Origin of the sequence: Halorientalis marina (genome assembly GCF_023028345.1) — an archaeon.
Classification (GTDB): domain Archaea; phylum Halobacteriota; class Halobacteria; order Halobacteriales; family Haloarculaceae; genus Halorientalis; species Halorientalis marina.
In genome coordinates this window covers 3,300,286-3,324,513 of sequence record NZ_CP095487.1, presented here as the reverse complement: position 1 = coordinate 3,324,513, position 24,228 = coordinate 3,300,286, and the positions used below count along the sequence as shown (strand labels likewise).

General features: G+C 68.4%; 26 protein-coding genes. 11 read left to right on the top strand and 15 right to left on the bottom strand.

Annotation, left to right across the window (positions count from 1 at the left end):
* The first annotated feature begins 89 nt into the window (after positions 1–89).
* Positions 90–1,025, top strand: a complete 936-nt coding sequence (gene larE / locus MUG96_RS17175; protein ID WP_246984716.1) for an ATP-dependent sacrificial sulfur transferase LarE — start codon at positions 90–92, stop codon at positions 1,023–1,025.
* A gap of 9 nt (positions 1,026–1,034) precedes the next feature.
* Here the strand turns inward: larE and MUG96_RS17170 are convergent, their stop codons facing one another.
* The 4 genes from MUG96_RS17170 to tatC all read right to left on the bottom strand — a co-directional run bounded on the left by MUG96_RS17170 (position 1,035) and on the right by tatC (position 5,471).
* On the bottom strand, positions 1,035–1,739 hold the full coding sequence (locus MUG96_RS17170; RefSeq protein WP_246984714.1) for a type 1 glutamine amidotransferase: 705 nt from the start codon (positions 1,737–1,739) through the stop codon (positions 1,035–1,037).
* A 115-nt stretch (positions 1,740–1,854) separates the two neighbouring features.
* Positions 1,855–2,967: a glutamate-cysteine ligase family protein gene (locus MUG96_RS17165; protein ID WP_373222120.1), complete on the bottom strand. Its 1,113-nt coding sequence runs from the start codon at positions 2,965–2,967 to the stop codon at positions 1,855–1,857.
* A gap of 450 nt (positions 2,968–3,417) precedes the next feature.
* Positions 3,418–4,098, bottom strand: a complete 681-nt coding sequence (locus tag MUG96_RS17160) for a histidine phosphatase family protein (RefSeq protein ID WP_246984710.1) — start codon at positions 4,096–4,098, stop codon at positions 3,418–3,420.
* A gap of 68 nt (positions 4,099–4,166) precedes the next feature.
* Positions 4,167–5,471, bottom strand: a complete 1,305-nt coding sequence (tatC, locus tag MUG96_RS17155; protein WP_246984708.1) for a twin-arginine translocase subunit TatC — start codon at positions 5,469–5,471, stop codon at positions 4,167–4,169.
* Between the two features lie 135 nt (positions 5,472–5,606).
* On the opposite strand from tatC, the gene MUG96_RS17150 reads away from it, so the two are divergent.
* From MUG96_RS17150 to MUG96_RS17140, 3 genes are read left to right on the top strand one after another with little or no spacing between them, the layout of a single operon-like run.
* Entirely contained in the window at positions 5,607–7,865 is a 2,259-nt protein-coding gene (locus MUG96_RS17150; RefSeq protein WP_246984706.1) for a twin-arginine translocase subunit TatC, read from the top strand.
* 58 nt (positions 7,866–7,923) lie between these two features.
* Entirely contained in the window at positions 7,924–8,097 is a 174-nt protein-coding gene (locus MUG96_RS17145) for a ribbon-helix-helix domain-containing protein (RefSeq protein ID WP_246984705.1), read from the top strand.
* A 45-nt stretch (positions 8,098–8,142) separates the two neighbouring features.
* Positions 8,143–8,985: a DUF7537 family lipoprotein gene (locus tag MUG96_RS17140; protein ID WP_246984704.1), complete on the top strand. Its 843-nt coding sequence runs from the start codon at positions 8,143–8,145 to the stop codon at positions 8,983–8,985.
* A 19-nt stretch (positions 8,986–9,004) separates the two neighbouring features.
* On the opposite strand, the gene MUG96_RS17135 is transcribed toward MUG96_RS17140, so the two are convergent.
* Positions 9,005–9,778 (bottom strand): 23S rRNA (uridine(2552)-2'-O)-methyltransferase, encoded by a 774-nt coding sequence (locus MUG96_RS17135; RefSeq protein ID WP_246984702.1) that lies wholly within the window; start codon positions 9,776–9,778, stop codon positions 9,005–9,007.
* A gap of 109 nt (positions 9,779–9,887) precedes the next feature.
* Positions 9,888–10,424 (bottom strand): hypothetical protein, encoded by a 537-nt coding sequence (locus MUG96_RS17130; protein WP_373222119.1) that lies wholly within the window; start codon positions 10,422–10,424, stop codon positions 9,888–9,890.
* Between the two features lie 209 nt (positions 10,425–10,633).
* Here MUG96_RS17130 and MUG96_RS17125 point away from each other — a divergent pair, with 209 nt between their 5' ends.
* From MUG96_RS17125 to priL, 3 genes are all read left to right on the top strand, one after another.
* Positions 10,634–11,377 (top strand): DNA polymerase sliding clamp, encoded by a 744-nt coding sequence (locus tag MUG96_RS17125; protein WP_246984700.1) that lies wholly within the window; start codon positions 10,634–10,636, stop codon positions 11,375–11,377.
* 115 nt (positions 11,378–11,492) lie between these two features.
* A complete protein-coding gene (locus MUG96_RS17120; protein ID WP_246984698.1) occupies positions 11,493–12,107 on the top strand; it encodes a cell division protein CdpA domain-containing protein in 615 nt (204 codons plus the stop codon).
* Positions 12,108–12,240: 133 nt separating this feature from the next.
* Positions 12,241–13,359 carry a DNA primase regulatory subunit PriL gene (gene priL, locus MUG96_RS17115; RefSeq protein ID WP_246984697.1) on the top strand — a complete coding sequence of 373 codons (1,119 nt, stop codon included), beginning with the start codon at positions 12,241–12,243 and terminating at the stop codon, positions 13,357–13,359.
* Positions 13,360–13,365: 6 nt separating this feature from the next.
* Here the strand turns inward: priL and MUG96_RS17110 are convergent, their stop codons facing one another.
* Positions 13,366–13,569, bottom strand: coding sequence for a DUF7472 family protein (locus MUG96_RS17110; protein ID WP_246984695.1), 204 nt, complete (start codon positions 13,567–13,569; stop codon positions 13,366–13,368).
* Positions 13,570–13,725: 156 nt separating this feature from the next.
* Between MUG96_RS17110 and MUG96_RS17105 the strand changes: the two genes are divergently transcribed.
* A complete protein-coding gene (locus MUG96_RS17105; protein ID WP_246984693.1) occupies positions 13,726–14,334 on the top strand; it encodes an SWIM zinc finger family protein in 609 nt (202 codons plus the stop codon).
* Between the two features lie 243 nt (positions 14,335–14,577).
* Here the strand turns inward: MUG96_RS17105 and MUG96_RS17100 are convergent, their stop codons facing one another.
* The 3 genes from MUG96_RS17100 to MUG96_RS17090 all read right to left on the bottom strand — a co-directional run bounded on the left by MUG96_RS17100 (position 14,578) and on the right by MUG96_RS17090 (position 16,112).
* Entirely contained in the window at positions 14,578–15,135 is a 558-nt protein-coding gene (locus MUG96_RS17100; protein ID WP_246984690.1) for a zinc ribbon domain-containing protein, read from the bottom strand.
* Positions 15,136–15,408: 273 nt separating this feature from the next.
* Positions 15,409–15,930, bottom strand: a complete 522-nt coding sequence (gene hjc, locus MUG96_RS17095) for a Holliday junction resolvase Hjc (protein ID WP_373221912.1) — start codon at positions 15,928–15,930, stop codon at positions 15,409–15,411.
* Positions 15,930–16,112 (bottom strand): hypothetical protein, encoded by a 183-nt coding sequence (locus MUG96_RS17090; protein ID WP_246984688.1) that lies wholly within the window; start codon positions 16,110–16,112, stop codon positions 15,930–15,932. Before MUG96_RS17090 ends, hjc begins: the two co-directional genes overlap by 1 nt.
* Positions 16,113–16,231: 119 nt before the next feature.
* Between MUG96_RS17090 and MUG96_RS17085 the strand changes: the two genes are divergently transcribed.
* Entirely contained in the window at positions 16,232–17,128 is an 897-nt protein-coding gene (locus MUG96_RS17085) for an EamA family transporter (RefSeq protein WP_246984687.1), read from the top strand.
* A gap of 80 nt (positions 17,129–17,208) precedes the next feature.
* Positions 17,209–17,787, top strand: coding sequence for an NADPH-dependent FMN reductase (locus MUG96_RS17080; protein WP_246984685.1), 579 nt, complete (start codon positions 17,209–17,211; stop codon positions 17,785–17,787).
* Positions 17,788–17,802: 15 nt separating this feature from the next.
* On the opposite strand, the gene MUG96_RS17075 is transcribed toward MUG96_RS17080, so the two are convergent.
* The 3 genes from MUG96_RS17075 to MUG96_RS17065 are packed head-to-tail and all read right to left on the bottom strand — an operon-like array spanning position 17,803 to position 20,843.
* Positions 17,803–18,714 carry a DUF7351 domain-containing protein gene (locus MUG96_RS17075; protein WP_246984682.1) on the bottom strand — a complete coding sequence of 304 codons (912 nt, stop codon included), beginning with the start codon at positions 18,712–18,714 and terminating at the stop codon, positions 17,803–17,805.
* 25 nt (positions 18,715–18,739) lie between these two features.
* Positions 18,740–19,564 (bottom strand): class I SAM-dependent methyltransferase, encoded by an 825-nt coding sequence (locus tag MUG96_RS17070; protein ID WP_246984680.1) that lies wholly within the window; start codon positions 19,562–19,564, stop codon positions 18,740–18,742.
* 1 nt (position 19,565) lies between these two features.
* Entirely contained in the window at positions 19,566–20,843 is a 1,278-nt protein-coding gene (locus MUG96_RS17065; RefSeq protein ID WP_246984679.1) for an adenosylhomocysteinase, read from the bottom strand.
* Positions 20,844–20,951: 108 nt separating this feature from the next.
* On the opposite strand from MUG96_RS17065, the gene MUG96_RS17060 reads away from it, so the two are divergent.
* Entirely contained in the window at positions 20,952–21,890 is a 939-nt protein-coding gene (locus tag MUG96_RS17060; protein WP_246984677.1) for a type IV pilin N-terminal domain-containing protein, read from the top strand.
* 9 nt (positions 21,891–21,899) lie between these two features.
* Here MUG96_RS17060 and MUG96_RS17055 read toward each other — a convergent pair whose 3' ends face one another.
* Together MUG96_RS17055 and MUG96_RS17050 are read right to left on the bottom strand one after the other, a co-directional pair.
* The gene (locus tag MUG96_RS17055; RefSeq protein ID WP_246984675.1) at positions 21,900–22,628 is read right to left on the bottom strand and encodes a hypothetical protein; all 729 of its coding nucleotides are present in this window, start codon (positions 22,626–22,628) and stop codon (positions 21,900–21,902) included.
* Between the two features lie 187 nt (positions 22,629–22,815).
* A complete protein-coding gene (locus MUG96_RS17050) occupies positions 22,816–24,120 on the bottom strand; it encodes an amidohydrolase (RefSeq protein WP_246984673.1) in 1,305 nt (434 codons plus the stop codon).
* Between the last annotated feature and the right edge of the window lie 108 nt (positions 24,121–24,228).

The following is a 24,228-nucleotide window of genomic DNA, read 5'->3' as shown; positions in this document are numbered from 1 at the left end:
AACGGTGAACAGGTGGGGAGTGGTTCCGGCGGGGTCGGTCGCCGTCGGGAGACAACGCGTTTTTGCGCTCGCGTGGCGAAGGCCGGACCATGGCAGCAGACGAGTCCGGCGCGGGCGCCCTGACCGACGACACGGCGGCGAAACTGGCGGCCGCGCGGGCCGACCTCGCCGAGCGGGACGGCGTGCTGGTCGCTTTCTCCGGCGGCGTCGATTCGAGCGTCGTCGCCGCCATCGCTCACGACGCGCTCGGCGCGGACGCCGTCGCCTGCACGGCCAAAAGCGAGACCCTCCCGGCCGAGGAACTGGTCGACGCCAACCGCGTGGCCGAGGAGATCGGCGTCCGCCACGAAGTCGTCGAGTTCTCCGAACTCGACAGCGAGGCCTTCGCCCGCAACGACGGCGACCGCTGTTACCACTGCCGCTCGATGCGCCTCGGCGCGATGTTCGACGAGGCCCGCGAGCAGGGCATCGACGTGGTCTGTGACGGGACGAACGCCTCCGACGCCGGCGAGGGCCACCGCCCCGGCCTCCGGGCCGTCGACGAACTCGACGCCTACTCACCCCTGCTGGAACACGACATCACCAAGCCGGAGGTCCGCGACATCGCCGACCACTACGGCCTCTCGGTCGCGGACAAACCCTCGATGGCCTGTCTCTCCTCGCGCATCCCCACCGGGCTGGAGGTGACGGAGGCGAAACTCTCCCGCATCGAGAAGGCCGAGCGTCTCCTGCGGACCTGGGGCTTCGAGCAGTTCCGGGTGCGGGACCACGACGACCTCGCCCGCATCGAGGTCGACCCCGACGAACTAGAGGACGCGCTGGACCCCGACTTCGTCCGGGCCGCCCGCGACCACATCGCCGATCTCGGATTCGAGCACGTCACGCTCGACCTCCACGGCTACCGGACCGGGAGCGTCAGTCCCGAGAGTGATGCGGCCGACGAGACCGACGGTGCCGAGGGCGACGCCGACGACGAACCCCTCGTCGAGGACGTCTTCGCCACGGAGTACCCGAGCGGCGACTGACCGGCCCGCTCAGTCCGCGGCGACGCGCTCGGGGCCCACCTCGCGGACGTACTCGAGGAAATTGTCGAAGACGAGCGTGGCCTCGCGGGCGGCGTCGTAGTTCTCGGCGGTGATGCCGTCCAGTACCCGCTCGATGCGCTCGGCGGGGAGTTGATCGTCTTTTCCTTCCGCCACGGTGCGGGCCATCTCCATGTCGTACTCGGGGTGGAACTGGACGCCGAAGGCCCGGCCTTTGCGGAAGCCGTGGATGCCGTAGTCGTTTCTCGCGAAGACGGTGGCGCCCGGCGGCGCCTCGACGACGCGGTCGGAGTGGGAGGTGAAGACGGTGAAATCGTCGCTCACGCCTTCGAGGAGGCGGTTCTCGCCGTCCTGTTCGACAGTCCGGTAGCCGAGCTCGTACTCGTCCATGGCCTCGACGCGGCCGCCGAGGACGTCCGCGAGCAACTGGTGGCCGTAACAGACGCCCAGCCCGGGGAGGCCGGCCTCGACCGCGCCGCCGACCCACTCCTGGAGGCGACCGATCCACTCCCGCTCCCAGTAGACCGAGACGCGGGAGCCGGTGACGACGAATCCGTCGAACGCGAACCCGGCCGGCAGTTCGTCCTCGGGACAGTCGAACTCGACGAGGTCCGCGTCGAGTTCCCGCCGGAAGTTCCGCCGGGTGTCGGCCGCCGCGTGGGCCGCGTTCAGCAGCGCGATCCGTGGCTCGCCCATGCGAAACTCTCTCACGCTCTACGTACAAATAGCACCGGTACCGAACAGCACTTGCCGCTTTCGACCGGATATACTTCACCGTTCGTCCAGTTACGAACGAATTATCTACCGATGTTCAATCGGCCCCGATTGCCGGCGACTGGTGGAGGTCTCGCTGCAGGCGCTCGGCGTGGTCGAGCCGGAGGCGGCGCGTGTCGTCCGCCGAAACCGGCCCGTCTACGTCGATGGCGTGTGTCGTCGGCTCGTAGGCCGCGGGATCGAACCCCATCCGGTCGAGGTACGACCGAACTGCCGTCGCCGATAGTCCCTCCTCGATGGCGGTGTCGACGTACTCGAGGACCGCCTCGAACGGCGGGAGGACGATCTCGTCGTCGCCGACGCGCCCGATATCGCCGCCGACCCGAACGGGTGTGTCACGGAGCCGTTCGATCACGCCCGCGATGTCGTCGGCGAGCCGGATCACCTGGCTCGGGAGGGTGGCATCGGGCGAGCGCCACTCGACGGTCCCGAACGTCTCCCGGAGCTGGACGGGCGTCCAGACCGCGCTCTCGGGGTCGAACGACTCCGCGACCCGCGACCGGTCGACACCCGCGTCGACGGCCGCGGCCACGAACTCCTCGTATCGGCGATCCAGCCGGCGGTCCCACTCGCCGATGTCCTCGACGTAGGGCCACAGCCGGCCCTGGTGGTCGAGCCCGTCGTACGCCAGCCGGCGGTACAGTTTCGAGCGGGCGCCGGCGGCCACGCGCCGGCCCCGGAAGTACGGGCTGGAGTTGACCAGCGCCAGCGCCGGGTCCAGCGCGATGAGCGTATTCAGCTGGTCGATCTCCCGCCCCGGCTCCTGTTCGACGTGGATGTGCGTGCCCGCACAGTGGCGGACGTACTCGAAGTCCGCGCCGACGACCTCGTTTTGAATCCGGGTCCTGTCGCTCGGGAGCTCCGCGATGTCGTCGCCGTCGACCGGTGTCGCGAGCGGGACGAGCCCCAGCCCGAGTTCGTCGGCCCGGTCCAGCACGCGCCGCAGGCGGTCGAACAGCTCGGTCCGCAGCTCCGCTGTCGACTCGCAGGGTGTCGTCTTGACTTCGAGGAGCGGCTCGACGAACTCCCGTTCGGCACCCGCCGTCGCCGCCACCAGGCCGTCGGGTTCGACGAGCCGCCCCGCCTCGTCGACCACCCAGTACTCGACCTCGACGCTCCGCCGAACCGGTCGCGAATCGCCAGCCACCACGGCTAGTTCGGCGACCACCCGGCGCTCGCCGTCCGACGGGTCACGCTCGCCCCGGGACCGCTGGCGCGGCCGGCGTCCGACTCACCCCCCCGGACGCCACGCAACGCCGACCGTCTATCGACCGACCCGCGAGGCGGGGTCGGCCACTCACCGTTCGTCCCGACACCGCTCCGTACCGACGACGTGTGTGGACTGTTACCATCTACACGCAGGAACCAACCACTCGGGTATAAAACTTTCTGACGAACATCTTTCTATCTCCTTAAACACTGTGTACTCTTGTCGAAATATGGTCGATACTAAACCAAACGACCGCGTTACTGGGGCAGATCGAAAAATACGAAATAGTGGATGGCTGTTGTCAGCGATGACTGGCGTCGGCGATGACTCTCGGAGTGTCGGGCAGGCCACTGGCTCGGCGGTTCCGTTCGACTGGGATCTCGCGGCGGGTCAGCGCCCGTCGTCGGTCGCGGTGCCCACGTCGACCCGTTCCTCGATGGCGTCGTCGTCGCGATAGCCGGTGTGGTTCTCGGTCACGACCGCCGTCTCCCCGCTCGGGCGGTCGTGTTCGAGTTCGGTGACGGCGCAGTTGTCCTGCTCGAAGCCGTCGAGCGCGCTCGGGAGGTCCACGCCACGGACGTACGCGAGGAGGACGTAGATGGGGCCGCCGTGGGTGACGACGAGAACGGTGTCGTCCGGGCCGGCGTCGGCGAGCAGGTCGGTCCAGGCGTCGACGACCCGCTCGTAGGTGTCGAGCATGCTCTCGCCGCCGGTCGGCGTCGTCTCCAGGGCCATCGTCCCGCTCTCGGCGCCGTTGAACTCCGGGAACTCCCCGAACACCCGTTCGTAGTGGAGCCCCTGGAGTTCGCCGAACGACCGCTCCCGCCAGCCGCCGGTGAACTCGGGTTCGGGGAACCCACCCTCGTCACGGACCAGCGCGGTCGTCTCGCGGGTCCGCCGGAGGTCGGAGGCGACGATCCGGTCGAGATCGTAGGCGTCCGCGAGGTACCGGCCGGCGACGCGGGCCTGCTCGCGACCGCGGTCGTTCAGCGGCGACGCCGCCCACCCCTGGATGCGTCGGGTCCGGTTCCACTCGGTCTCCCCGTGTCTGAGCAACACGACGGTCGTCATTACCGCAGGATAGCGGCCGGCGGGGAATGAGCGTTCTCACTCGGCCCCGGCGGCGTCACCGACACCGCTCAGCGGACGCGCCCGGACTGGCGCCAGCGCCCGACCGCCATCCCGACCTCGTAGACGCCGACGATGGCGACGGCGACGGCCGCGGAGAGCGCCGGCGACAGCGCGGCCACGTCCAGCCGCGTCACGAGCGTCGGGTTCGGACTACCGAGATAGCCGACGACGACGGCCAGCAGCCACACCGGGAGCCGGGCGCTGGCGACGGCCCGGCGCACCCGGACGGAGGCTTGCATCCGGGCGAGCAGGTAGTTCAGCCCCTCGTAGAGGGCGATGGCCCCGCCGCCGATCACGAGCGGGACCGACAGCAGGCCACTCCCGGCCAGTGCGTCGGTCAGGACCGCCGGGAGCTGATCGTAGTAGCGCGGCATCGGCGCCGCGCTCGCGACGTAGCCGGCGCCAGCCCCGAGCACCCAGACAGCGGGCCGGGCCGCCTCGAAGCTCTCGAGGGTCAGCCCCTGGCCGCGCCCGCCGGCGCCGGTCCACCGCAGGAGCAGGAGGGTCCCCTCGAACAGCGTGATCATGGTCGCGGCGACGATGATCGGCGCCATCCCGGTCGGGTCCGGCGAGAAGAGGAAGGCGAGGGTGAGGAAGCCACCCCAGAAGTAGAGCCGCCGCGTTTCGAGCCACCGGCGGGTGGTGACGCCCATCATGATCGCGAGCATGATGAAGAGCGGAATCTGGAAGATGAAGGCGAACGTCCCCAGCATGAGGACGATGAGGTCGAACGTCTCGGTCAGCCCGAAGGCGATGTTGGCGGCGCCCTGCGAGTAGTAGAGGAAGTAGACGAAGATCGCGGGCAGGACGAGATAGAAGGCGAAGGCGACCCCGACCGCGGCGAGGACGACGCTCGTCGGGACCGCGGCGAGGTAGTACTTCCGCTCGCGGGGGTAGAGGCCGGGGCGCATGAACAGGTACGTCTCGTAGACGAACACGGGGAGGGCAACGATGAAGCCGGCCAGCGTCGAGACCTTCAGCCGGGCCAGCATCAGCGCGAGCGGGTGGTAGACGTGCGGCCGGGCCACGTCGCCGCCGGGGAGGACGTTGTACCAGAGGAAGTTGATGATGCGGTCGCCGAAGGGGAACGCGATACCGGCGATGACGGCCATGACGAGGACGACGACGCCGAGTCGGCGAACCATCTCCTCGATGTGGTCCGCCAGCGGCATCTCCTCGTCGTCGGGGGCACCCTCGTGCCCGGGGGCTGGTGGGGGCTCGTCGACGTCCATCTCGGGGTAGAGGCCGGGTTCGTTGCCGTCGGCGACGCCCGGCTCACCGCCGTCCGCGACCCCCGGTTCGCCGTCGCTCATTCGGTCCCGAGTTACACATCGGGTATTGTAAGCCTTCTTTTCCCGCCGGCCGAGACGGCCCGCCGTGGGGGGTCCGTGGCCGGTCCAGACGAATAGATTGATAACGACCAGTCGGCTACCATCCGTGAGAAACGTATGTCCGGGGCTATCGACGACGACACCCGTCGAGCCGTCGCCAGCGGACGGGAGACGGCCGGCGCGATGCTGCGGTCCGCCCAGCAGGACCTCCAGAAGGTGTTCATCGTCGCCGTCCTCGGCCTCGTCGGGACGATCTGGTTCCTCCGGAAGTTCGGCTGGGACCTCCTCAAAAACGACCTCTTCGCCCGCCTCAGCGCGGACCACCCGGAGGCGTTCGCCGAGACCGAGGTCGTCGCCATCACGCCGTTCGACGTCATCCTCCTGCAGGTGAAAATCGGCATCGCCGTCGCCGTGTTGCTCGCCATCCCGCTTTTCATCTGGTACTCCCGGGACGCGCTCCGGGCGCGGGGCTACTGGCCCGGCGAAGCCGTCGCCCGCTGGAAGGTCGCCACCGTCCTCCTCCTGTCGCTCGTGCTCGGCACCGGCGGCCTCCTCTACGCCTACACCCTCTTTTTCCCCATCATGTTCGACTTCCTGGCGACCAACGCCTGGCAGGTGGGGTTCAAGCCGACCTACTCCATCGTCAAGTGGGCCGAGTTCATCTTCCTGCTGACGCTTTCCTTTACCCTCGCGGCCCAGCTCCCGCTCGTGATGAGCGCCCTCTCCTACGCCGGCATCGTCCCCTACGAGACCTTCCGCGACAAGTGGCGCTACGCCGTCCTCGGCATCTTCCTGTTCGGCGCGCTGTTCTCGCCGCCCGACCCGTTCACCCAGATCATGTGGGCCGTGCCCCTGATCGCGCTCTACGGGTTCAGTCTCCAGATGGCGAAACTGGTCACCATCGCCAAACGCAGTAGCGAGCAGGTGTCGGTCCCCGCGGTCGCCCGCGACCGCTGGAACCTGCTGGCCGGCGTCGCCTTCCTCTCCGGCGTCGGCGTCTACGCCTTCTACACCCGCGGCGGCCTCGCGGCGCTCAACGGCGCGGTCGCTTCCCTCCCCGGCTGGGCCAGAATCGGCCCGTTCCGCCACGTCGGGACGATACTCGGACTGCCCGACCAGACGGCTGCGGCCCTCGTGGCCGTCCTCGTCGCCGCCCTCGCGGTCGGCGTCGCGCTGTTCGCGCTCGTCGCGCGGGCGCTCGGCGAGGCCGACCGCGAGACCCACGGCCCGGCGCCGGCCAGCGCCGGCGACCCGGCGGACATCGACCTCTCGACGCTGGACGCGGCCGGCGTGCGCGCGGCCCCGCCCCAGGTCTTCGCCGAGATGTCCGAGGACGAGGCCGTCGCGAAGGCCGGCGCGGCGATGGAGGCCGACCAGCCCGGGAAGGCGGAGGCCATCCTCGATCGCTTCGACGAGGTCGACACACAGCAGGACGCGGCCGACGGCGAGGGCGGAGACGGCGCGGACGCTGACGCGGCCGACGACGAGGGCGGTACCGCACAGCAGACGGCGGCGGGGATGGTGAACGCCTTCACCGAGGAGGAGACGACGGAGGACGACATCGGCGGCTACTACTACGACATCGCCTTCATCCTGGAGTCGCTGACCTCGAAGGCGTTCCGGCTGGTCGCGGTGTTCATGGCCGTCCTCGCCGTCTCCTTCGGCTGGCTCTACCGGGGCGGCATCCGCCGGGTCAAAGACACCTTCTTCGCCCGGATGCCCGGGCAGCTCCAGCAGGACGTCGAGATCGTCACGCTCCATCCCGTCGAGGCGCTGATCTTCATGATCAAGTTCTCGACGCTGCTGGGAATCGTGGTGACGCTCCCCCTGCTCCTGTACTACGCCTGGCCCGCCCTCAAGGAGCGTGGACTGGTCCGTGGCGACCCCCGCGTCATGCTCGTCTGGGGCGTGACCCTCCTTGTAGGGATCGTCGGCGGGAGCCTGCTGGGCTTTTTCTACGTCGCACCGGGGATCATCTCCTGGCTGGCGACCGACGCCCTCGGCGCGGACATGGTCATCGCCTACCGGATCAACAACTTCGGCTGGCTCGTCATCTACACGACCGTCGGCATCGGCCTGCTCGCCGAGATTCCGGTCTCCATGCTGCTCTTTCACTTCGGCGGCATCGTCTCCGTCCAGCGGATGCGCGCCTACTGGCGCCACGTCGTCGTCGGCATCTTTGCCCTCTCCGGGCTGTTCTCGCCCCGCGGCGTCTTCACGATGCTGCTGATCGCGCTCCCGGCCGCGTTCGCCTACGCCGTCGGCCTCGCGTTGCTGTGGCTCATCACCCTCGGCGGTCGCGGCGGCGGCCCCGGCCCGGAGACGGACGTGGAGTCCGAACCCGAGCAGGACGTGCCCGACGCGACCGCGAACTGATACGGGGCGAGTCGGCCACCGTCGCATCGCTTATCCGTCCGTCCGCTAATATCCGGATATGCCCAAGATAAGCGTCGAGGTGCCACAGGAACTGCTCGACGACCTGGACGCCCACGTCGGGGAGGAGGGGAAGTTCGTCAACCGGAGCGAGGCGATCCGGGCGTCGATCCGGAAGACGCTGGACACGCTCGACGAGATCGACGCGCGCCACGGGCGGATCGACGACGAGTGACCGCCGACCGTAGCCCTCATTAGTCCGACCGTCGGGAGTGGGGATATGAAACGCGCCGCGATCCTGCTCGTCGCCCTCTCTGCCCTCCTCGCGGGCTGTGGTGGGACCGGTGGACAGAACACGATCCTCGGTGACACGCCCGGACAGGCCGACCCGGTCGAGACGGCCACCGACGCCCCACAGACGCCGGTGGAGACGGCAACGCCGCCGGACGGTCCCCAGGGGATCGAGGGTGACTCGGTCGACACGCAACTGCTCGCCGCTGGGCACGCCGCTGCCCTCCAGCAGTACGACTACCGGCTGAGCATCAATCGGAGCGGCCGGATCAACGACTCGTTCGTCCAGCGGACCTCCGCGGGCAAGCTCCCGCTCTACACGTACATCGAGAAGCCCTCGGCGACGGCCCGGCAGTACTACACGCGGACGAGCGAGGTCGGGATGGACCGCCGCGGCGTGATGAACTACGCCAACACGACCGCCAGCGGCGGCGGCTACGTCGTCCAGTTGATTCCGGGGGCGCTCGGGCCGACGCCCGCGGACCGCCGGGTGAACAGGTACGTCCGTCCGCTGGACCTCCAGCCGGCGGGCGAGCGGACCGTCGATGGCCGCACGTATCGCGTCCTCACCGCCGATATGTCGCGCGAAGACATCGCCGCGACCAACACCACGAGCGTCCGACCGAGCGACTTCTCGGAGGCGACCGGCCTCGAAGCGACGCTTCTCGTCGACCAACGCGGCTTCGTCCAGTCGATGAACGTGACCTACGAGTACGAGAACGAGACGACGGCCCTCTCGATGCGCGTCGCCCGGATCGGCTCGACGACCGTCGAGGAACCGGGCTGGCTCTGTGAGGCCCGGGCACAGACGCGGTTCGACGACGACTGCTGACGCGCTTTCCGGTCGCTCGCTACGTCTCGACCGGCTGTGCGAACCCGTAGTTCGGTTTCACGTCGTCGACGCGGACCGTCACCGTCTCGCCTTCCTCGACGCCGGAGACGAACAGCGTGTAGCCCTCGACCTTCGCGATGCCGTCGCCCTCGCTCCCGATGTCCTCGATGGTGACCTCGACCTGGTCGCCCTCGCGGACCGGCGCGGTCAGCCGCCCCTTCGCGACGAGGTACAGCTCCGAGGAGGAGTCACGCGAGGCGTCCGGGCGAACCTCGCGGACGTACTCGAACTCCGCGTCGAGGTCGCCTTTCAGCGGGTCGACGTCCTGGCCGTCGAACACCTTCGCCGCGAAGTCGCCGCCGGTGTCGAGCACGTCGAGCGCGACCTCGAAGGCCTGCCGGGCGAGGTGGACCGAACGGGCGTGGTCGACGTTGTACTCGCCGGTCATGTTCGGCGCCATGTCCGAGATGACGGCGTCGGCGCTCCCCACGCGGTCGCGGATTTCAGCTTTCGTCTCGTCGTCGGTCATGTCGCCGCGGACGTACTCGACGGTGGCAGCGGGGTCGTCGAGCGGGTCGATGCGCTGGCGGTCGACGCCGACGACGGTGCCCCGCTCGCCGACTTCCTCGGCGGCGACCTGGAGCCAGCCGCCGGGCGCGGCCCCGAGGTCGACGACGGTGCGGCCCTCTCCGAGCAGGCCCGTGGTCCGGTCGAGCTGTTTCAGTTTGTAGGCCGACCGGGCGCGGTACCCCTCCTGTTTGGCCCGGTTGTAGTACTCGTCTTTGCCGGACATGGTTACGGTCGCCTCCGCCGTCCGACGCCGGGGTCGGGCGAAATATCGATCATACGAGTACCGAGACGGTCGACGCGGAAAGGGACATCGGATACTTACTGGCGCCGGCTCACCGCTTCGAGAAGTTCGAGTCCGGGTAGACCCGGCCGTCGTCGATGTCGACCATGTCGAGGCGTTCGAGGCGGGCGAGACCCGTCTCGGCGGCGTCCTCGGGGACGCCCAGTTCGATGGCCCGGGCGAGGACGGCCGCCCGGGTGGGGACGCCCGCGATGAGTCCGTCCTCGTCGAACTCGGTCTCCTCGGCGACGATGGCCTTGAGCAGGGCCGCGTGGTGGCGGCTGTCCGGGACCGACGCTCGCTCGTCCCACTGGACCGTGAGCGTGCCGTCGTCGTTGACGTGCTGGACCACGAACCCGTCGGGGAGGCGCTCGGCGGCGGCGGCGACCAGTGCCGCCCGGTCGAGTCGCGCCCGGAGGGTCTGTTGTGTCCCGTCGCGGGACGTTCCGGTCACTTCGACGGTAACGCCGGCGTCCTCGGCTGCCGCCGCGACGGCCGCCGCCAGGTCGTCGCCGACGGCGTCCAGCACCGCGTCCTTCCGCCGGCGGGACGCCCGTTCCTCCGCGGCGAGTTCGACGTAGGCTTCCATCCTGTCGTGTGGGCTCTCGTCGGCCACTGCGTCGGCCTCCCCGGAGCCATCCTCCGGGCCCTCGTCATCGGCCGCACTCTCGTCGCTCATACGGGCCGTTGGGCCGCCCGGATCGAAACGTTGGGGGCCGAACGGCGACCGCGGTGTCGGCGCCGCCCGCGCGCGAAAGACGGGACTTTTTAAGAGATGGGGGCGTAGCCGATAGCAAGATGTTCGACGCTATCGTGAGTGCGGATACGCTCCGGGCGACACTCGACTCCGTGAGCGTGCTGGTGGACGAATGTAAGATCCACCTCACGGAGGACGGCATCGAGATCCGCGCTGTCGACCCGGCCAACGTGGGGATGGTCGACCTGCGGCTCGACGTCTCGGCCTTCGAGTCCTACGAAACCGACGGCGGGACCATCGGCGTGAACCTCTCCCGACTGGAGGAGTTCGCGAGCATGGCCGACGCCGGCCAGCTCATCCACCTCGAACTCGACGAGGAGACCCGGAAACTCCACGTCCAGATCGACGGCCTCGAGGGGACCCTCGCGCTCATCGACCCCGACTCCATCCGCCAGGAACCGGACCTCCCCGACCTCGACCTCTCCTCGACCATCGTGCTGGAGGGCAACGACATCGACCGCGCGGTCACGGCCGCGGACATGGTCTCGGACCACATCGCGCTCGGCGTCGACGCCGACCGCGAGGTGTTCTACGTCGACGCCGAGGGCGACACCGACGACGTGCACTTCGAGCTGGGCCGGGAGGACCTCATCGACCTCGTCGCCGGGGAGGCCCACTCGCTGTTCTCGCTCGACTATCTCAAGGACATGAACAAGGCCATCCCGAAAGACGCCGAGGTGGAGATGGAACTCGGCGAGGAGTTCCCCGTCAAGATGCACTTCGACATCGCCGAGGGAGACGGGACGGTAACTTACATGTTAGCGCCCCGCATCCAGAGCGACTGAGCGTCGCCCGTCCGCGGTTTTTTCGGCTTCCGATTCGATTTCTCCTCCTCGCTCGGCCACCCGTCACGCACGCGTCTGACGCATCGTTTTGTAGCTGGAGTGACCACACTGGCGTATGCCGAGCCTCTCGGAGGCCTACACGGACCGGCGGGCCGGACGCGGCGAGCGCGACCCGCGCCGCATCGCGCTCGGCGCGGCGGTGTCGTTGCTCGGTGCGGTCACGCTCCTCGTGAGCCTGCTCGTCGCGACGACGCCGCTTGCCGGCGTGCTCGGGGCCGAGACGCCCTACGAGGTCAAACACCTCGCGGGCGTGCTGGCGGGCGTCGGCGGCCCGGTCGTGCTGCTTGGTGTCGTGGCCGTCCTCCCCTCGAAGCGGCGCCAGCAGGCCGGCGTGGTCGTCGGCACCGCGGTCGCATTCGCCGGCGTGTGGCTCTTCTCCTACGCGTACCCGAGCCGGTGGGTGCTGGCCGCTGACCCGCTGGTCTTCGAGACGGCCGTCGTCTACTTCCTCGGGGGCGCCATCGCGCTGTGGTTCGTCTTCGTCGCCGTCGCCAACTTCAAGCGCCGCAACGACCCCCACGGGACGGTCACGCTGGAGATTCGCCGCGAGGGCGAGACCCGCCGGGTCGAGGTGACGCCGAACGAACTGCGACAGTACCGGCAGGCGGTCGGCGACGGCGGGAACGACGACGGAATCGTCGACGAAATCGAGTCCCGCGCCGACGACTAGTCGGCTCTCCCGTTGCTCGCGCCGCTCTGCTCGCGGGTCACTCCGTTCCCCGCTCGCACGTTCGCCGGTTCTCCCTTCGGTCGAACCGACCGACCGCCGGGTTTATTCGGACCGCCGCGTAACCGTGGTGTCGATGAAGCCGCTCCACGCTCGCTACCCGTTTCTGGGCGCCGCCCGCGAGGCCGTCGAGGAGGCTGGCGTCGACCTCGCCGACCTCGTCGCCACCGAGGAGGCCGTCGTGGAGCGCGGGCTGGAGCGCATCGAGTGGGCGCTCGCGGAGGGGACCGTCGGCGAGCCACACCGACGGACACGCGTCGAATTGCTCTCCTATCCCGTCGCGCGCGTCCTCGTCTCCCTCGTCGACGAACACGTCCTCCTCAGGAAGTACGGCCGTGCGGAGGCGACGACGGCCTACGAGCGGTTCACCGAGGAACTGGGTGCGACCGCCGAGTTCCAGAGCACCCGCACCGAACGCCTCTCGCTCGACGCCCTGCTCCGGGAGTTCGACCTCGCGGCGCCCGTCCACGAGACGGGGCCGGACGCCGGTGCGGACTATCGCGTGGACGTGGGTGCGTACCTCGAATACGCGGCCGACGAGCGGGGCGACGAGTGGCGCCTGGTCAACCGCCCGCTGGCCGACGGCCAGGTCCCCATCGACGAGGACGAACTGCTGGTCCTCTGTCGGTCCGCCGTTCGCCGGCGCGTCCAGGACGGCCTCCCCTTCCCCGTTCCGGACCCCATCGCCGAGGAACTGACCGACGAGGCCGAGCACGTCCGGGAACTGCTCGCCGACCTCGATTTGACCCGGGAGATCGACACGGTCGTTCCCGACCTGTTCCCGCCGTGTATGCGGCACCTGCTCGACCAGGTCCAGAAGGGCGAACACCTCGAACATCACTCCCGGTTCGCCATCGCCGCGTTCCTGACGGGGATCGGGATGTCGACCGACGAGATCGTCGAACTGTTCCAGGTGAACCCCGGGTTCGGCGAGGAACAGACCCGCTACCAGGTCGACCACATCCGCGGGGCGACCAGTCCCACGGAGTACTCGACGCCGGCCTGTGCGACGATGCAGTCCTACGGCGACTGCGTGGGGAAAGACGACATCTGCGAGGACGTCATCAACGAGTCACACCCCCTCAACTACTACGAACACCGGCTGGACGAGGCCGACGAGGAGGAACTGGTCGACTGGCGTGAGGGAGAGGGCGAGGGCGAGGAGGGCGGCGACGCCGGCGAGACGGCCGACTGAGCGCCCCTATCTGTACGCGAAGTAGACGCCCACGCCTGCCATCAGGAAGACGAAGAAACCGATGGTGCCGACGACGGCGAGGCCGCCGGTCCCGGTGATGTCGCCGTTGGTTCTGAACTGCGAGCCGACGAGGAGGACGGCGATAATGAAGACGATAGCGGCCCCGATGGACACGCCCGCTTCGACGACCGTCTCCCGCTCGATATCCATATCGCCGGATTTCCCCGGCCCGTGCAAAAGGGCTTCGATGCCCGCGTCCGCCCGTGATACGTTCGGTTCCCCCCGCCCGGCCGCGCCCCTCAAGTAGCTCCAGCACCTACGTTTCGGGTGGACGCACCCGAAACACGAGCCGCGTCCGGATAGCCCATGTCCCAACGGAGAGCACCGCTCGCGCCCGATCCGCGCGAGCTCGACCCCCGCGCCGCCCGCGCCTGGACCGAACCGATGGCAGTCACGCCGCTGAGCGGCGGCTGTTACGCCGTCGAGACCGACCACGGCTCCTACACCGTCGACGTACCCGGCCGGCGCTGTACCTGTCCCGACCACCGCTACCGCCACGAGCGGTGCAAACACCTCCGCCGCGTCGCTATCGAGATCAACCTCGAACGCGCCCCGCCGCCCGGGAAGCGCCGCGCCGACTGTGCCGCCTGCGGGGACGAGGCGTTCGTCCCCGAGACCGCCGAGCCGCCACTCTGTACCGACTGCCGGCTCGACCCCGGCGACGTGGTCACCGACCGCGAGACCGGCGACACCCTCGTCGTCCGACGGGTCCGCTCCGACCGCGCCGACGAGTACGTCATCGAAGCCACGGGGAAGACGGTGGCCGCTCACGAGACGAACGAGCGGTACCCGGCCAACGACCTCGTCGTTGACGTGGTGTACCTCGGTGACGAACTCCGCAACCGCGAGCCGCGCGTCTACGCCTTCCCGTACTCGCGGCTTCGCCGCGTGGAGGACGCCGCGATCGTGGACTAAAGCCTGGAACGCGGACGGTGAACCCGCTCAGTAGACATGCGAATTGACTGGCGAGAATCCTACCAGTTCGAGATGATGTTCTGAGCGCGGTGTAATATGCAGGGCGCGAGTCCCGCATGCGCTCACAATCAGCCGGTAACTCTGCCCACTCTTGATTTGAATTGAGTGGCTCACATATTGAGCAGTAGCAACCCGTTGAGCTTCCAAGCAAGCGGGGCTGGCTATTCGTATTTTCGTTAGAGATTACTTTTCGATAGTCGCGTTTTCTTCGATACTATACCGATTTGAAAGCAGATAGAATCCGATCCCGACTGGAATTCCAATAACGAACGCCCCGACGACAAGGATTGTTCCGCCGATGGCTGCCCCTGCAGCCTCTGCAGCACCTTCCGTTCCGCCCGCGAATATGAGGGTATGGATAATCAGCAGGATCGGGGACAGGAAGAAAACGATCGCGGTCCAGAATGAGAGTTTCCCGAACGCAGTTTTGATTGTGGGCATCTGGTAGCCGAGATAGGTGAATAGTGGGAGTCCGATCAGCAACCCGGCCCCACCGACCGCGCCTGGCATGGCGATTTCAAGAATGATGCTAGGGAGGAGGGCAATGGCTGCAACTTTGGCGAGGTGACCGAATGCTATTCCGTCCTTTCCAGGATGCTGATATACGCGCTCAGAACTAGACGTTGATTCAACAGTACTGGATGCGGATTCGTTGGATTCGCCGTCAATTTCGTGCCCGCATTCCCCACAAAAGGGTTTGTTCGCGGCTACCTCTACACCACAGTTTGAGCAATAAACCATATATCAAAAATCATACTGGATCGACTTATGCACCAGTTCTATTACAACATTGGATATGTGAAGCAGGTATATACATGGGGTTGCAAATTATGGACAGGCAGTCGATAGTTCTGCTCTGTGCTGAATGAATCCTCTGTCCTGAGAAAGAGCATCCGCCGTGCGCCGGCGGCGCGAGGCGGTTCACCGGACGCGAGCGGAGCGAGCGTCCGGATTTTTTAGCGTAGATTTTTTAGCCGAGAGGTGCGCGGAGCGCACCCGAGGCTAAAAAAGGTACTATAGCAGTGCCAGGGCGTCCTCGACGGAGATGTCGCCGCGTTCGAGCGCCGCCAGGACCTCGCGGCGGTCCTCGTCGTCGTCCGTGGCGGCCTGCGCCGCCGCTTCTTCGAGCGTGACTTTCTCGGAGTCGCCGACGAGTTCGGCGAAGTCGGTCCCATCCGAGAGCGCGGTCTCTTTCTTGACGCGGTAGTTGCCGCCGTCGGTGGTGTAGAGGTCGCCGGGGTGGAAGAAGTACCAGTCCTCGCGGTCGAAGCGGACGCCGACGCGGGGTTTCGCGCCGAAGTTCTGCGAGAAGTACAGCAAGGCTTCGATCTCCTCCCCGTCGAGGTAGATGGGGTCGCCCGCCGACGATTTCGCCTCGACGGCGAAGAACTCCTCGCCGTTGCCCGCGAGCACGTCGGGCAGTTCCCGCTCGGTGGCGCTCCCCGAGGCCGGCGCGCGCATCACCGCGAAGCCCGCGGCGTCGAGTTCGTTGACGAGTTCGCGTTCCCGTCTGTCGCCTTTCCGATTGCTCGACATCAGTGATCCACCTCGACTGCGTCGAGTTCGTTGACGAGTTCGCGTTCCCGTCGTCCCCGCGAGCGAAGCGAGCGGGGGCTCGGAAGACGAGCGGTGCGCGGCGCGAAGCGCCGCGACTGGCGAACGGTGACGCCGTGAGCCGAGCGAGTGTTCCGGTGGTCGCCGTTCCGGTTCGAGGACACACCCGCTACTCGCTCGTCGGCGGTCTTAAGCCCACCGCGACGCCCGTTCGCGATGGAAACCCACTTCACCGCGCCGGCCTCCCTTCCGCTATCCCGATGGTCCCACACGTGGTGGTGCGATGACCCAGACGCCGCTGGTCGTCTACGCGCTGGCGCTCGTCCCGGCCGTCCTCTGGGGATTCGGCCCCATCCTCGACAAACGCGGGATGGACGCCGGTGGGAACTCGTTGCAGGCCGCGCTGGTCGTCGTCGTCGTGGACTCGCTGCTGTACTGGGTGGCGCTGGCGATCCAGTCCTGGCCGGACCCGTTCGCGGGGCTGACGCCGCGGCTCGTCGCCCTGTTCGCCGTCGCGGGCCTGTTCGGGACGGCACTGGGGCGCATCTTCGTGTTCGCGGGCGTCGACCGCGTCGGCGCGAGCATCAACAGCGCCGGCATCAGCACCCGCCCGCTGTTCGCGACGCTGCTCGCGCTGGGCTTTCTCGGCGAACCGCTCGGGCCGCTGACCGGCGTCGGGGTCGCCGTCCTCGTCGGCGGGCTGGTCGTCCTCACCTACTCGAAGGGCGGGGACGTGTCCGGCTGGCAGCCACGGGACCTGCTCTTTCCCGTCGGTGCGGCCGCCGTCTTCGCCGCTGGGAACGTCCTCCGGCGGTTCGGCTTCACCGACACGGCCGCGACGCCGCTGCAGGCCGTCGCCGTCAACGAGACGGCCGCGCTCGTCGTGCTCGCCGCGTACGCCCTCGCACGGAACCGGCAGGACGTGCTCTCCGCGCCGCGGGCCTCGTACCGCTACTTCGCCGGGAGCGGCCTGCTGACGGCCGTCGCGCTCCTCGCCTTCTTCACTGCGTTCTCGCTCGAAGCCGGTCGGGTCGCCATCGTCGACTCGCTGGCCGCGACCGCGCCCCTGTTCACGACCCTCTTTTCGGCCGTCCTCCTGCGCGACGTGGAACGCGTCACCCGCGGCGTCGTCGCCGGCGCCGGCTTCGTCGTCGTCGGCGCCGTCCTGATCACGGTGTGAATACATACGATTAGTTACTGAAACCGAGTTCAGCGAGCGCTTATCACACAGCATGCCGTGTATTCGAGTACGGATCGAACATGACCGAGAACGCTCACGTGGTCGGACTCGTCGGGAGTCTGGCCGACGACAGCACGACACGTATCGCCGTCGACCGAGCGCTCGATGCCGCGACCGCGGCGGGCGCGACGACCGAACTGCTGGACCTCCGGGAGTGGGACCTGCCGGTCTTCGACGCGGACGCCCCGGATGCGGGTGACGCGCCGGAACTCCGGCGGCGCCTGCGAGCGGCCGACGCCGTCCTGCTCGGGACGCCGATGTATCACGGCTCGTACGCGTCGCCGCTGAAGACGGCCCTCGATTACAGCGGGTTCGACGAGTTCGCGGACACGACAGTCGGCCTCCTCGCCGTCGCCGGTGGCGGGTTCCCGCTTCCGGCGCTCGAACACCTCCGGGAGACGATGCGGGCGCTGGACGCCTGGACGCTCCCGGACCAGGTCGCGGTCCCGAACTCCCACGCCGCGACGGCTGACGGCCGGCTCGCCGACGAGGACATCGAGGAGCGGGTCGCCGAACTCGGGCACGCACTCGTCACGTACGCGAACGTCGCGGCGTATCCCGACTGCCCGACGACACCGGCCCCGACGGCCGGCGACTGAGGGGCCCGGGGGCGTTTACCCCACGAGTCCCTCGACCTCGGCGATGCTCGCGGTCTCGTCGACGGTCGCAGCCAGCTTTTCCGCGGGCGTCGCGGTCACCACGACACGTTTCGGGTCCGTCTCGGCGAGGGTCACCCGGTCGGCATCGACGACGAACGGGAGGTCCCAGAGGTGGCGGTCGCGCACGTCGAACCCTCGGCGAAAGAGCGAGCCGACGACGCCGGGGTGTCCGAGGAGGACGACGCCGACGGGGACGTAACTGTAGAAACTGCAGTGCTGACAGTCCACGGCGGCGACGACTGGCTGGTCGCTCGCGTAGTGGTCGTCGTAGCGGTCGAGTGCCTGCAACGTCGTCGCCTCGTCGACCAGCGCCACCTCGGTCGGGCCGGCACAGACCAGACAGACGCCGTCGGTCCCGGAGCGCCAGTAGCGCCGCGTCCGACGGTCGAACGCCCGGACGATAGCGGCCTCGTCGTCCCGTTCGGCGAACCCACCGGGGTCGAACGGGTACCCCAGCATCGTCTCCTCACAGTCCCGACAGCGGACCCGGCCGATGAACTCCCGGTAGGTGAACACGAGGTCGCCGTCACAGTCGCGGCAGGCCCCTGCGACCGCGATCTCGGTGTCTTCGATTTCGCGGTCGAACACGCCGCTCTGGACGGCATCGATCAGTCGGTGGCCGGGATACAGCAGTTCGTACCGGTCCTCGACGTGGGTGACGAACCGCCCCTCCAGTTTCGAGAGGTGGTAATTGAACTTGCCGGCGTCCCGGACGCCGACGGCCCGCCGCAGGTCGGAGAAGGGGAGCGCGTGATTTTCGGCCCGCCAGAGCGCCCTGAGGATGCCGAGACGAATCTCGTGGGCGGCGACGAGAAGTGCGTCTGCCGGATCACGCCCGGCGGTGGTCTCGTCGGCGTCGTCGGTCATGGCCGCCCCTTCGTGGTCGACCGACTTAGTTCTCGGTCGCGTCGGCGACCGCCTCGAACCGCAACCGTCGGTAGTCCGCCGTCCACGTTTCGCTCTCGGCGTCGTACAGCTCCTCGCGGAGGCGGTCCGCCACGCCGTCGACCACGGCAGTCCGCTCGACGTCGGGCAGGTCGGCCAGCAGGCTGTCGCCGAACATCCCGAGCCAGTTTCGCAGGCCGTCCGGCCCGTCGAGGTCGGTCGGCCGGTCGAACAGCCGTGCCAGCCGGACCTCGAACCCCGCGTTTTCCAGCCGTGTCGCGTACTCGCCGACGCTCGGGAAGTACCAGGGGTGGTCCCGGTCGTGCCCCCGTTCGGCGAGTTCGGCCAGCGTCGCCGTCACGACGCGGTCGACGTTCCCGACACCGCCCATCTCGGCGACGAAGCGGCCACCGGGCCGGAGGGCGTCGGCGACCTGGGCCAGCACGTCGGCCTGGTCGCTCCCGGGAACCCAGTGGAGCGCGGCGTTCGAGAGGACCGCATCGAAGGGGTCCTCGGTCCCGAACGTTCGGGCGTCCGCCTGGCGGAACGTGGGCGCGTCGTGCTCCTCGCGGGCGGCCGCGACCATCTCCGCGGACCGGTCGATGCCCACGACGGCACCGTCGTTCCCGACGGCGGCGGCGACCTCGGCGGTCAGGTGGCCGGTCCCACAGCCCAGGTCCAGCACCCGCTCCCCCGGTTTCGGGTCGAGCCGGTCGACGAGCGACCGGCCGTACTCGTGGACGAAGCCGTGGTCCGCGTCGTAGTCGGCCGCGTCCCAGCGGTTCGCGGTCTCCCGCCGGTTCGTGGCCTCGTCCCGTCCGTCGTCGCTCATCTCACGTGCCGTGCTGCCAGGTGCCCATGTACTCGGCCTGGTCGTCGGTGAGGTCGTCGTAGGCGACGCCCTCGGCGTCGAGTTTGATTTCGGCGACCTCGCGGTCGAGTTCGTCGGGCACGTCGTGGACGCCGGGCCCGTACTCGTCGCCGGATTCGACGAGTTCGCGGACACAGACGGCCTGTACGCCGAAGGACTGGTCCATCACCTCGACGGGGTGGCCGAGCGCGATGGGGGTCGCGAGGTTGACGAGGCGCCCCTCCGCCAGGACGTTCAGTTCGCGGCCGTCGGCCATCTCGTAGGCCCGGACGCCGTCGCGGGCCTCGAAGGTGTCGACGGCCAGGTCCGCGAGCGCGTCGAGGTCGACCTCCACGTCGAAGTGGCCGGCGTTGGCGAGCAACACCCCGTCTTTCATTACTTCGAAGTCCTCGCGGGTGATGACGTCGCGGTTGCCGGTGGTCGTGACGAACACGTCGCCCTCCTTCGCGGCCTCCTGCATGGGCATGACCTCGTAGCCCTCCATGTGGGCCTCAAGGGCGCGACGGGGTTCGACCTCGGTGACGATCACGCGGGCGTTCTGCCCGGCGGCCTTCTTCGCGAGCCCCTTCCCGCAGTCGCCATAGCCGCCGACGACGACGGTCTTGCCGGCGTAGGAGAGGTTCGTGGTCATGGCGATGGACGCGAGCACGGACTCGCCGGTGCCGTGGACGTTGTCGAACAGTCGCTTCATCGGCGTGTCGTTGACCGCGAAGACGGGGTACTCCAGTGCGCCGTCTTCGGCCATCGCGCGCAGACGGTGGACGCCGGTGGTCGTCTCCTCGCAGCCGCCGACGATGGTGTCGATGAGTTCGGGGTAGTCCTCGTGGATGGCGGCGACGAGGTCCATCCCGTCGTCGACGGTGATCGTCGGCTCGTGGCCGATGACGGCCTCGATGGCGGCGTAGTACGCCTCGTCGTCGACGCCGCGTTCGGCGTAGGAGACGACGTTCTCGTGGGCGTCCAGCGCCGCAGACACGTCGTCGTGCGTCGAGAGGGGGTTACAGCCGGTGATGGCGACCTCGGCGCCGCCCTCGGCGAGCAGTTCGGCAAGCACCGCGGTCTTGGCTTCGACGTGCATCGCCATCCCGATGCGCTCGCCGGCGAACGGCTGGTCGGCCTGGTACTCCTCGCGGAGGGCCGCGAGGATCGGCATGTGTTCCCGCGCCCAGTCCATCTTCTGGTGGCCCGACTCCCGGGCTGTCGCCGGGTCCGAGAGTCGCGCCGTGATCGTGTCGGTCATGACCGAACGGAGGGGCAGGCGACCCAAAACCCTGCCGAACCGTCAGCGCCCGATTCGGCCGTCGAAACCAACGAAACGGATTATTATCAGCTGTGAGTAGACACGCCCGTGTTCGACGTGTCCCACCGGAATCGCGCCCAGTCGGAGGTCGTCGGCTCGCTCCTGCTGGTCGGTGTCGGTATCGTCCTGATCGGTATCGTCGCCGTGTTCGCGCTCGGGTTCGCCGACGACGCGACCAGCGACCCGACGACGGTCGCCGTCGACGCCGACGTGACGGCGTCGAACCTGACCATCACGCACGAAAGCGGCGACGCGCTCCGCGTCGACGATATCGCTGTCGTCCTCAAGCGGCCCGACAGCTCGGACCGCGTCCCGCTCTCGTCGCTCCGAACCGTCACGAGCGACGGCGACGACCGCTTCACCGCCGGCGAGCGGTTCCGCCTCCGGCACGGCGTCGCCGACGGCGACCTCCGCGTCCGCGTGGTCCACGAACCGAACGGCGCGGTCCTCTACGACCGCGCGTTTCGGATCACCGACGGGCTGGCCGCCCGGTTCGTCGACTTCGACGACGCGTCGCTCGCGGCGTTCGAGAGCGGCCAGGACGGCTCGGGCACCGTGACGACCACCGACGACGGCATCACGCTCACCGGCAACCGCTGGCAGCGAATCCCCTTCGAGTACAACGTCACTCGCGATACCGTCATCTCCTTCGAGTTCGAGAGCGGTGCGGAGGGCGAAATCCACGGCATCGGCCTGGAGAACGACGACAGTCAGACTTCCGCGCGTATCATCAAACCCTTCGGCGGGCAGAACTGGGGCGTCCCGGTCGACAAACCCGACGGAACCGCTTACAGCGCCGGTGACGGGACCGTGACCTACGAGGTCCCCATCGGCGAGAAGTTCGCGGAAAACAACGTCGACCTCGACGCCGACATCCAGTACATGGTCTTCGTCATGGACTGTGACGGCAACGTCGACGGCGTCGACTGCAGTAGCTCCGACTCGACGTTCCGGAACGTCCGCGTCTACGAAGCCGAAAACGAGTGACTACGTCGGTTATCGACCGGGCGGGCCGCCACCGGGGTTGGCCGGCGGGCCGCCGCCGTTGCCGTTGCCATTACCGGCGTCGTTCTCGTCGTCGTCCTCGCCGTCATCCGAATCCTCGGTATCGGATTCGCTCTCGCTTTCCTCGCTGTCGGTGTCCTCACCGGGTTCGGGGCCGGCCCAGTCCGGAGGTCCCTGCCCGTCGTCACCGGGCGGGCCGCGTTCCCGGTCACCCGGTGGGCCGCGCTCGGTCTCGTTTTCGGTCTCGTTGCCGTCGTCACCGCCGGGGCCGGCGTGTGCCGGCGGTCCCGCGTGGTCCGGTGCGTTCCCGGGGTTGTTCGCGACGACCCACGTCGCGATCAGGATGCCACGCGGCTCGTCGGTCTCGTTCGCCGACTCGTTCGACGAGCTGTTGTCGAGCGTGGTCATGTACGCCTGTAACTGCTGGCCGAACGGCGACGAGACGTTCCCGTCGTCGGTTTCGTTCTCCGTCTCGTTGCCGTCATCGTCGGTCTCGTTCAGGTCGTCGTCGGTCTCGTTCAGGTCGTCGTCGGTCTCGTTCAGGTCGTCATCCGTCTCGTTCGTGTCCGTCTCGTTGTCCTGCAACGCGAACGAGACCGGGGACGAGTCGGCCGACGAATCGGCCGCGACCGACGGACCGGTCGCGGCCGCCGCCGGGCCGACGACCCCGATAGCCAGGATCGACGCCAGTGCGATTGCGAGTAGTTTCGTCCGTGTCATCACCTGCGACAACACGAGACTCCCGATTAAACCCCGACTCCCGTTCACTTCGTTCATTCCGTCCAAAACGGCTTCATAATCGAGAAGAACGTTCAAAAAGACCTCTCGGGGTTTAATATCGAATCGGGAATCCTCGGATGATAGAACCAGTGATAGGTTCTGGCGGCGCTCGTTCTCGGTCGCGATACTACTCCGCGGCGCGGTCGAGGAGTGCCGTCGCGTGCTCACGGGCCTCGGCGACGACCGTGTCGGCGTCGAGGGTCAGGACCTCGCGGTCGCGCATGAGGACCTGTCCGTCACAGACGGTGTGGCGCACGTCGCTGGCGCTCGCGGCGTAGACGAGGTGGCTGACCAGGTCGTGACGCGGCGTGAGGTGGGGGGCATCGAGGTCGAGGACGGCGAGGTCGGCCGTCGCGCCGGACTCGATCCGGCCGGCGTCGACGCCGAGGGCGGCGGCACTGCCCTGTGTCGCCATCTCGACGACGGTCGGGGCGTCGACGGCGGCGGCGTCGTCGGCGGCCAATTTACCGAGCATGGCAGCGTCGCGCATCTCGTCGAACATCGAGAGGTCGTTGTTCGAGGCCGCGCCGTCCGTGCCCAGCCCCACCGTCACTCCCCGGTCGAGCATGGCCTGGACCGGCGCCATCCCGCTCGCGAGTTTCATGTTCGAGGCCGGGCAGTGGACGACCGCCGTCCCGCGCTCGGCGAGCAGGTCGTGTTCGGTCGCGTCCGTGTGAACGCCGTGGGCGAGGAAACTCGTCTCCGCGAGCATCCCCACGTCGTCGGCGTATTCGAGGGGCCGATCGCCGTGGTTCTCGACGATGGGGTCGACCTCCTCTTCGGTCTCGTTGGCGTGGAAGTGGACGGGAATCCCCTCCTCGCGGGCCGTCGGGACGTATTCCCGGAGGTACTCCTCGCCGACGGTGGTGAGGCTGTGGGGCATGAACGCCGTCGAGACGCGACCGTCGGCGGCGCCGTCGTACTCCCGCGCGAACTCGAGCCCCGTTCGCATCTCCTCGCGGGCCGCCTCGTCGTCGTTGCCGACCGTAATCGCACCGTAGCCGAGGCGCGCACGGACGCCGGCCTCGTCGACGGCGGCGACCACCTCGGGCATGAAGAAGTACATATCCCCGAAACAGGTGGTGCCCGAGCGGATCATCTCCAGAATCCCGAGGCGGGCGCCGGCCCGCACGTCCTCGGCGGTGAGCTCCCCCTCGACGGGCCAGATGTCCTCCTGGAGCCAGGCGTCCAGCGGCTTGTCGTCGGCGTGGCCGCGCAACAGCGTCATCGCGACGTGCGTGTGGGCGTTCACGAGACCGGGGACCACCAGCCCGTCCGTCGCGTCGAGGGTCTCGTCGGCGGCGTCGACGGTCTCGTTCGGTGCTTCGACCGCGAGAACGTCGCCGGCGTCCCGGTCGACGAGGACATCCCCGCGCTCGACGTCCCCGTCCGGCCGGAGTACCTGCCCGCCCGCGATTCGGAGCGTCGTCATGGCCGCGGGTTGGCCCGCCCGGGTACTCAATCCACCGGGTCGCAGCGCCGTCGGTCGGCCGACCCGGACTCGCTCGCGGAACCGGCCGGAGGGGAAAGACAGTTGCCC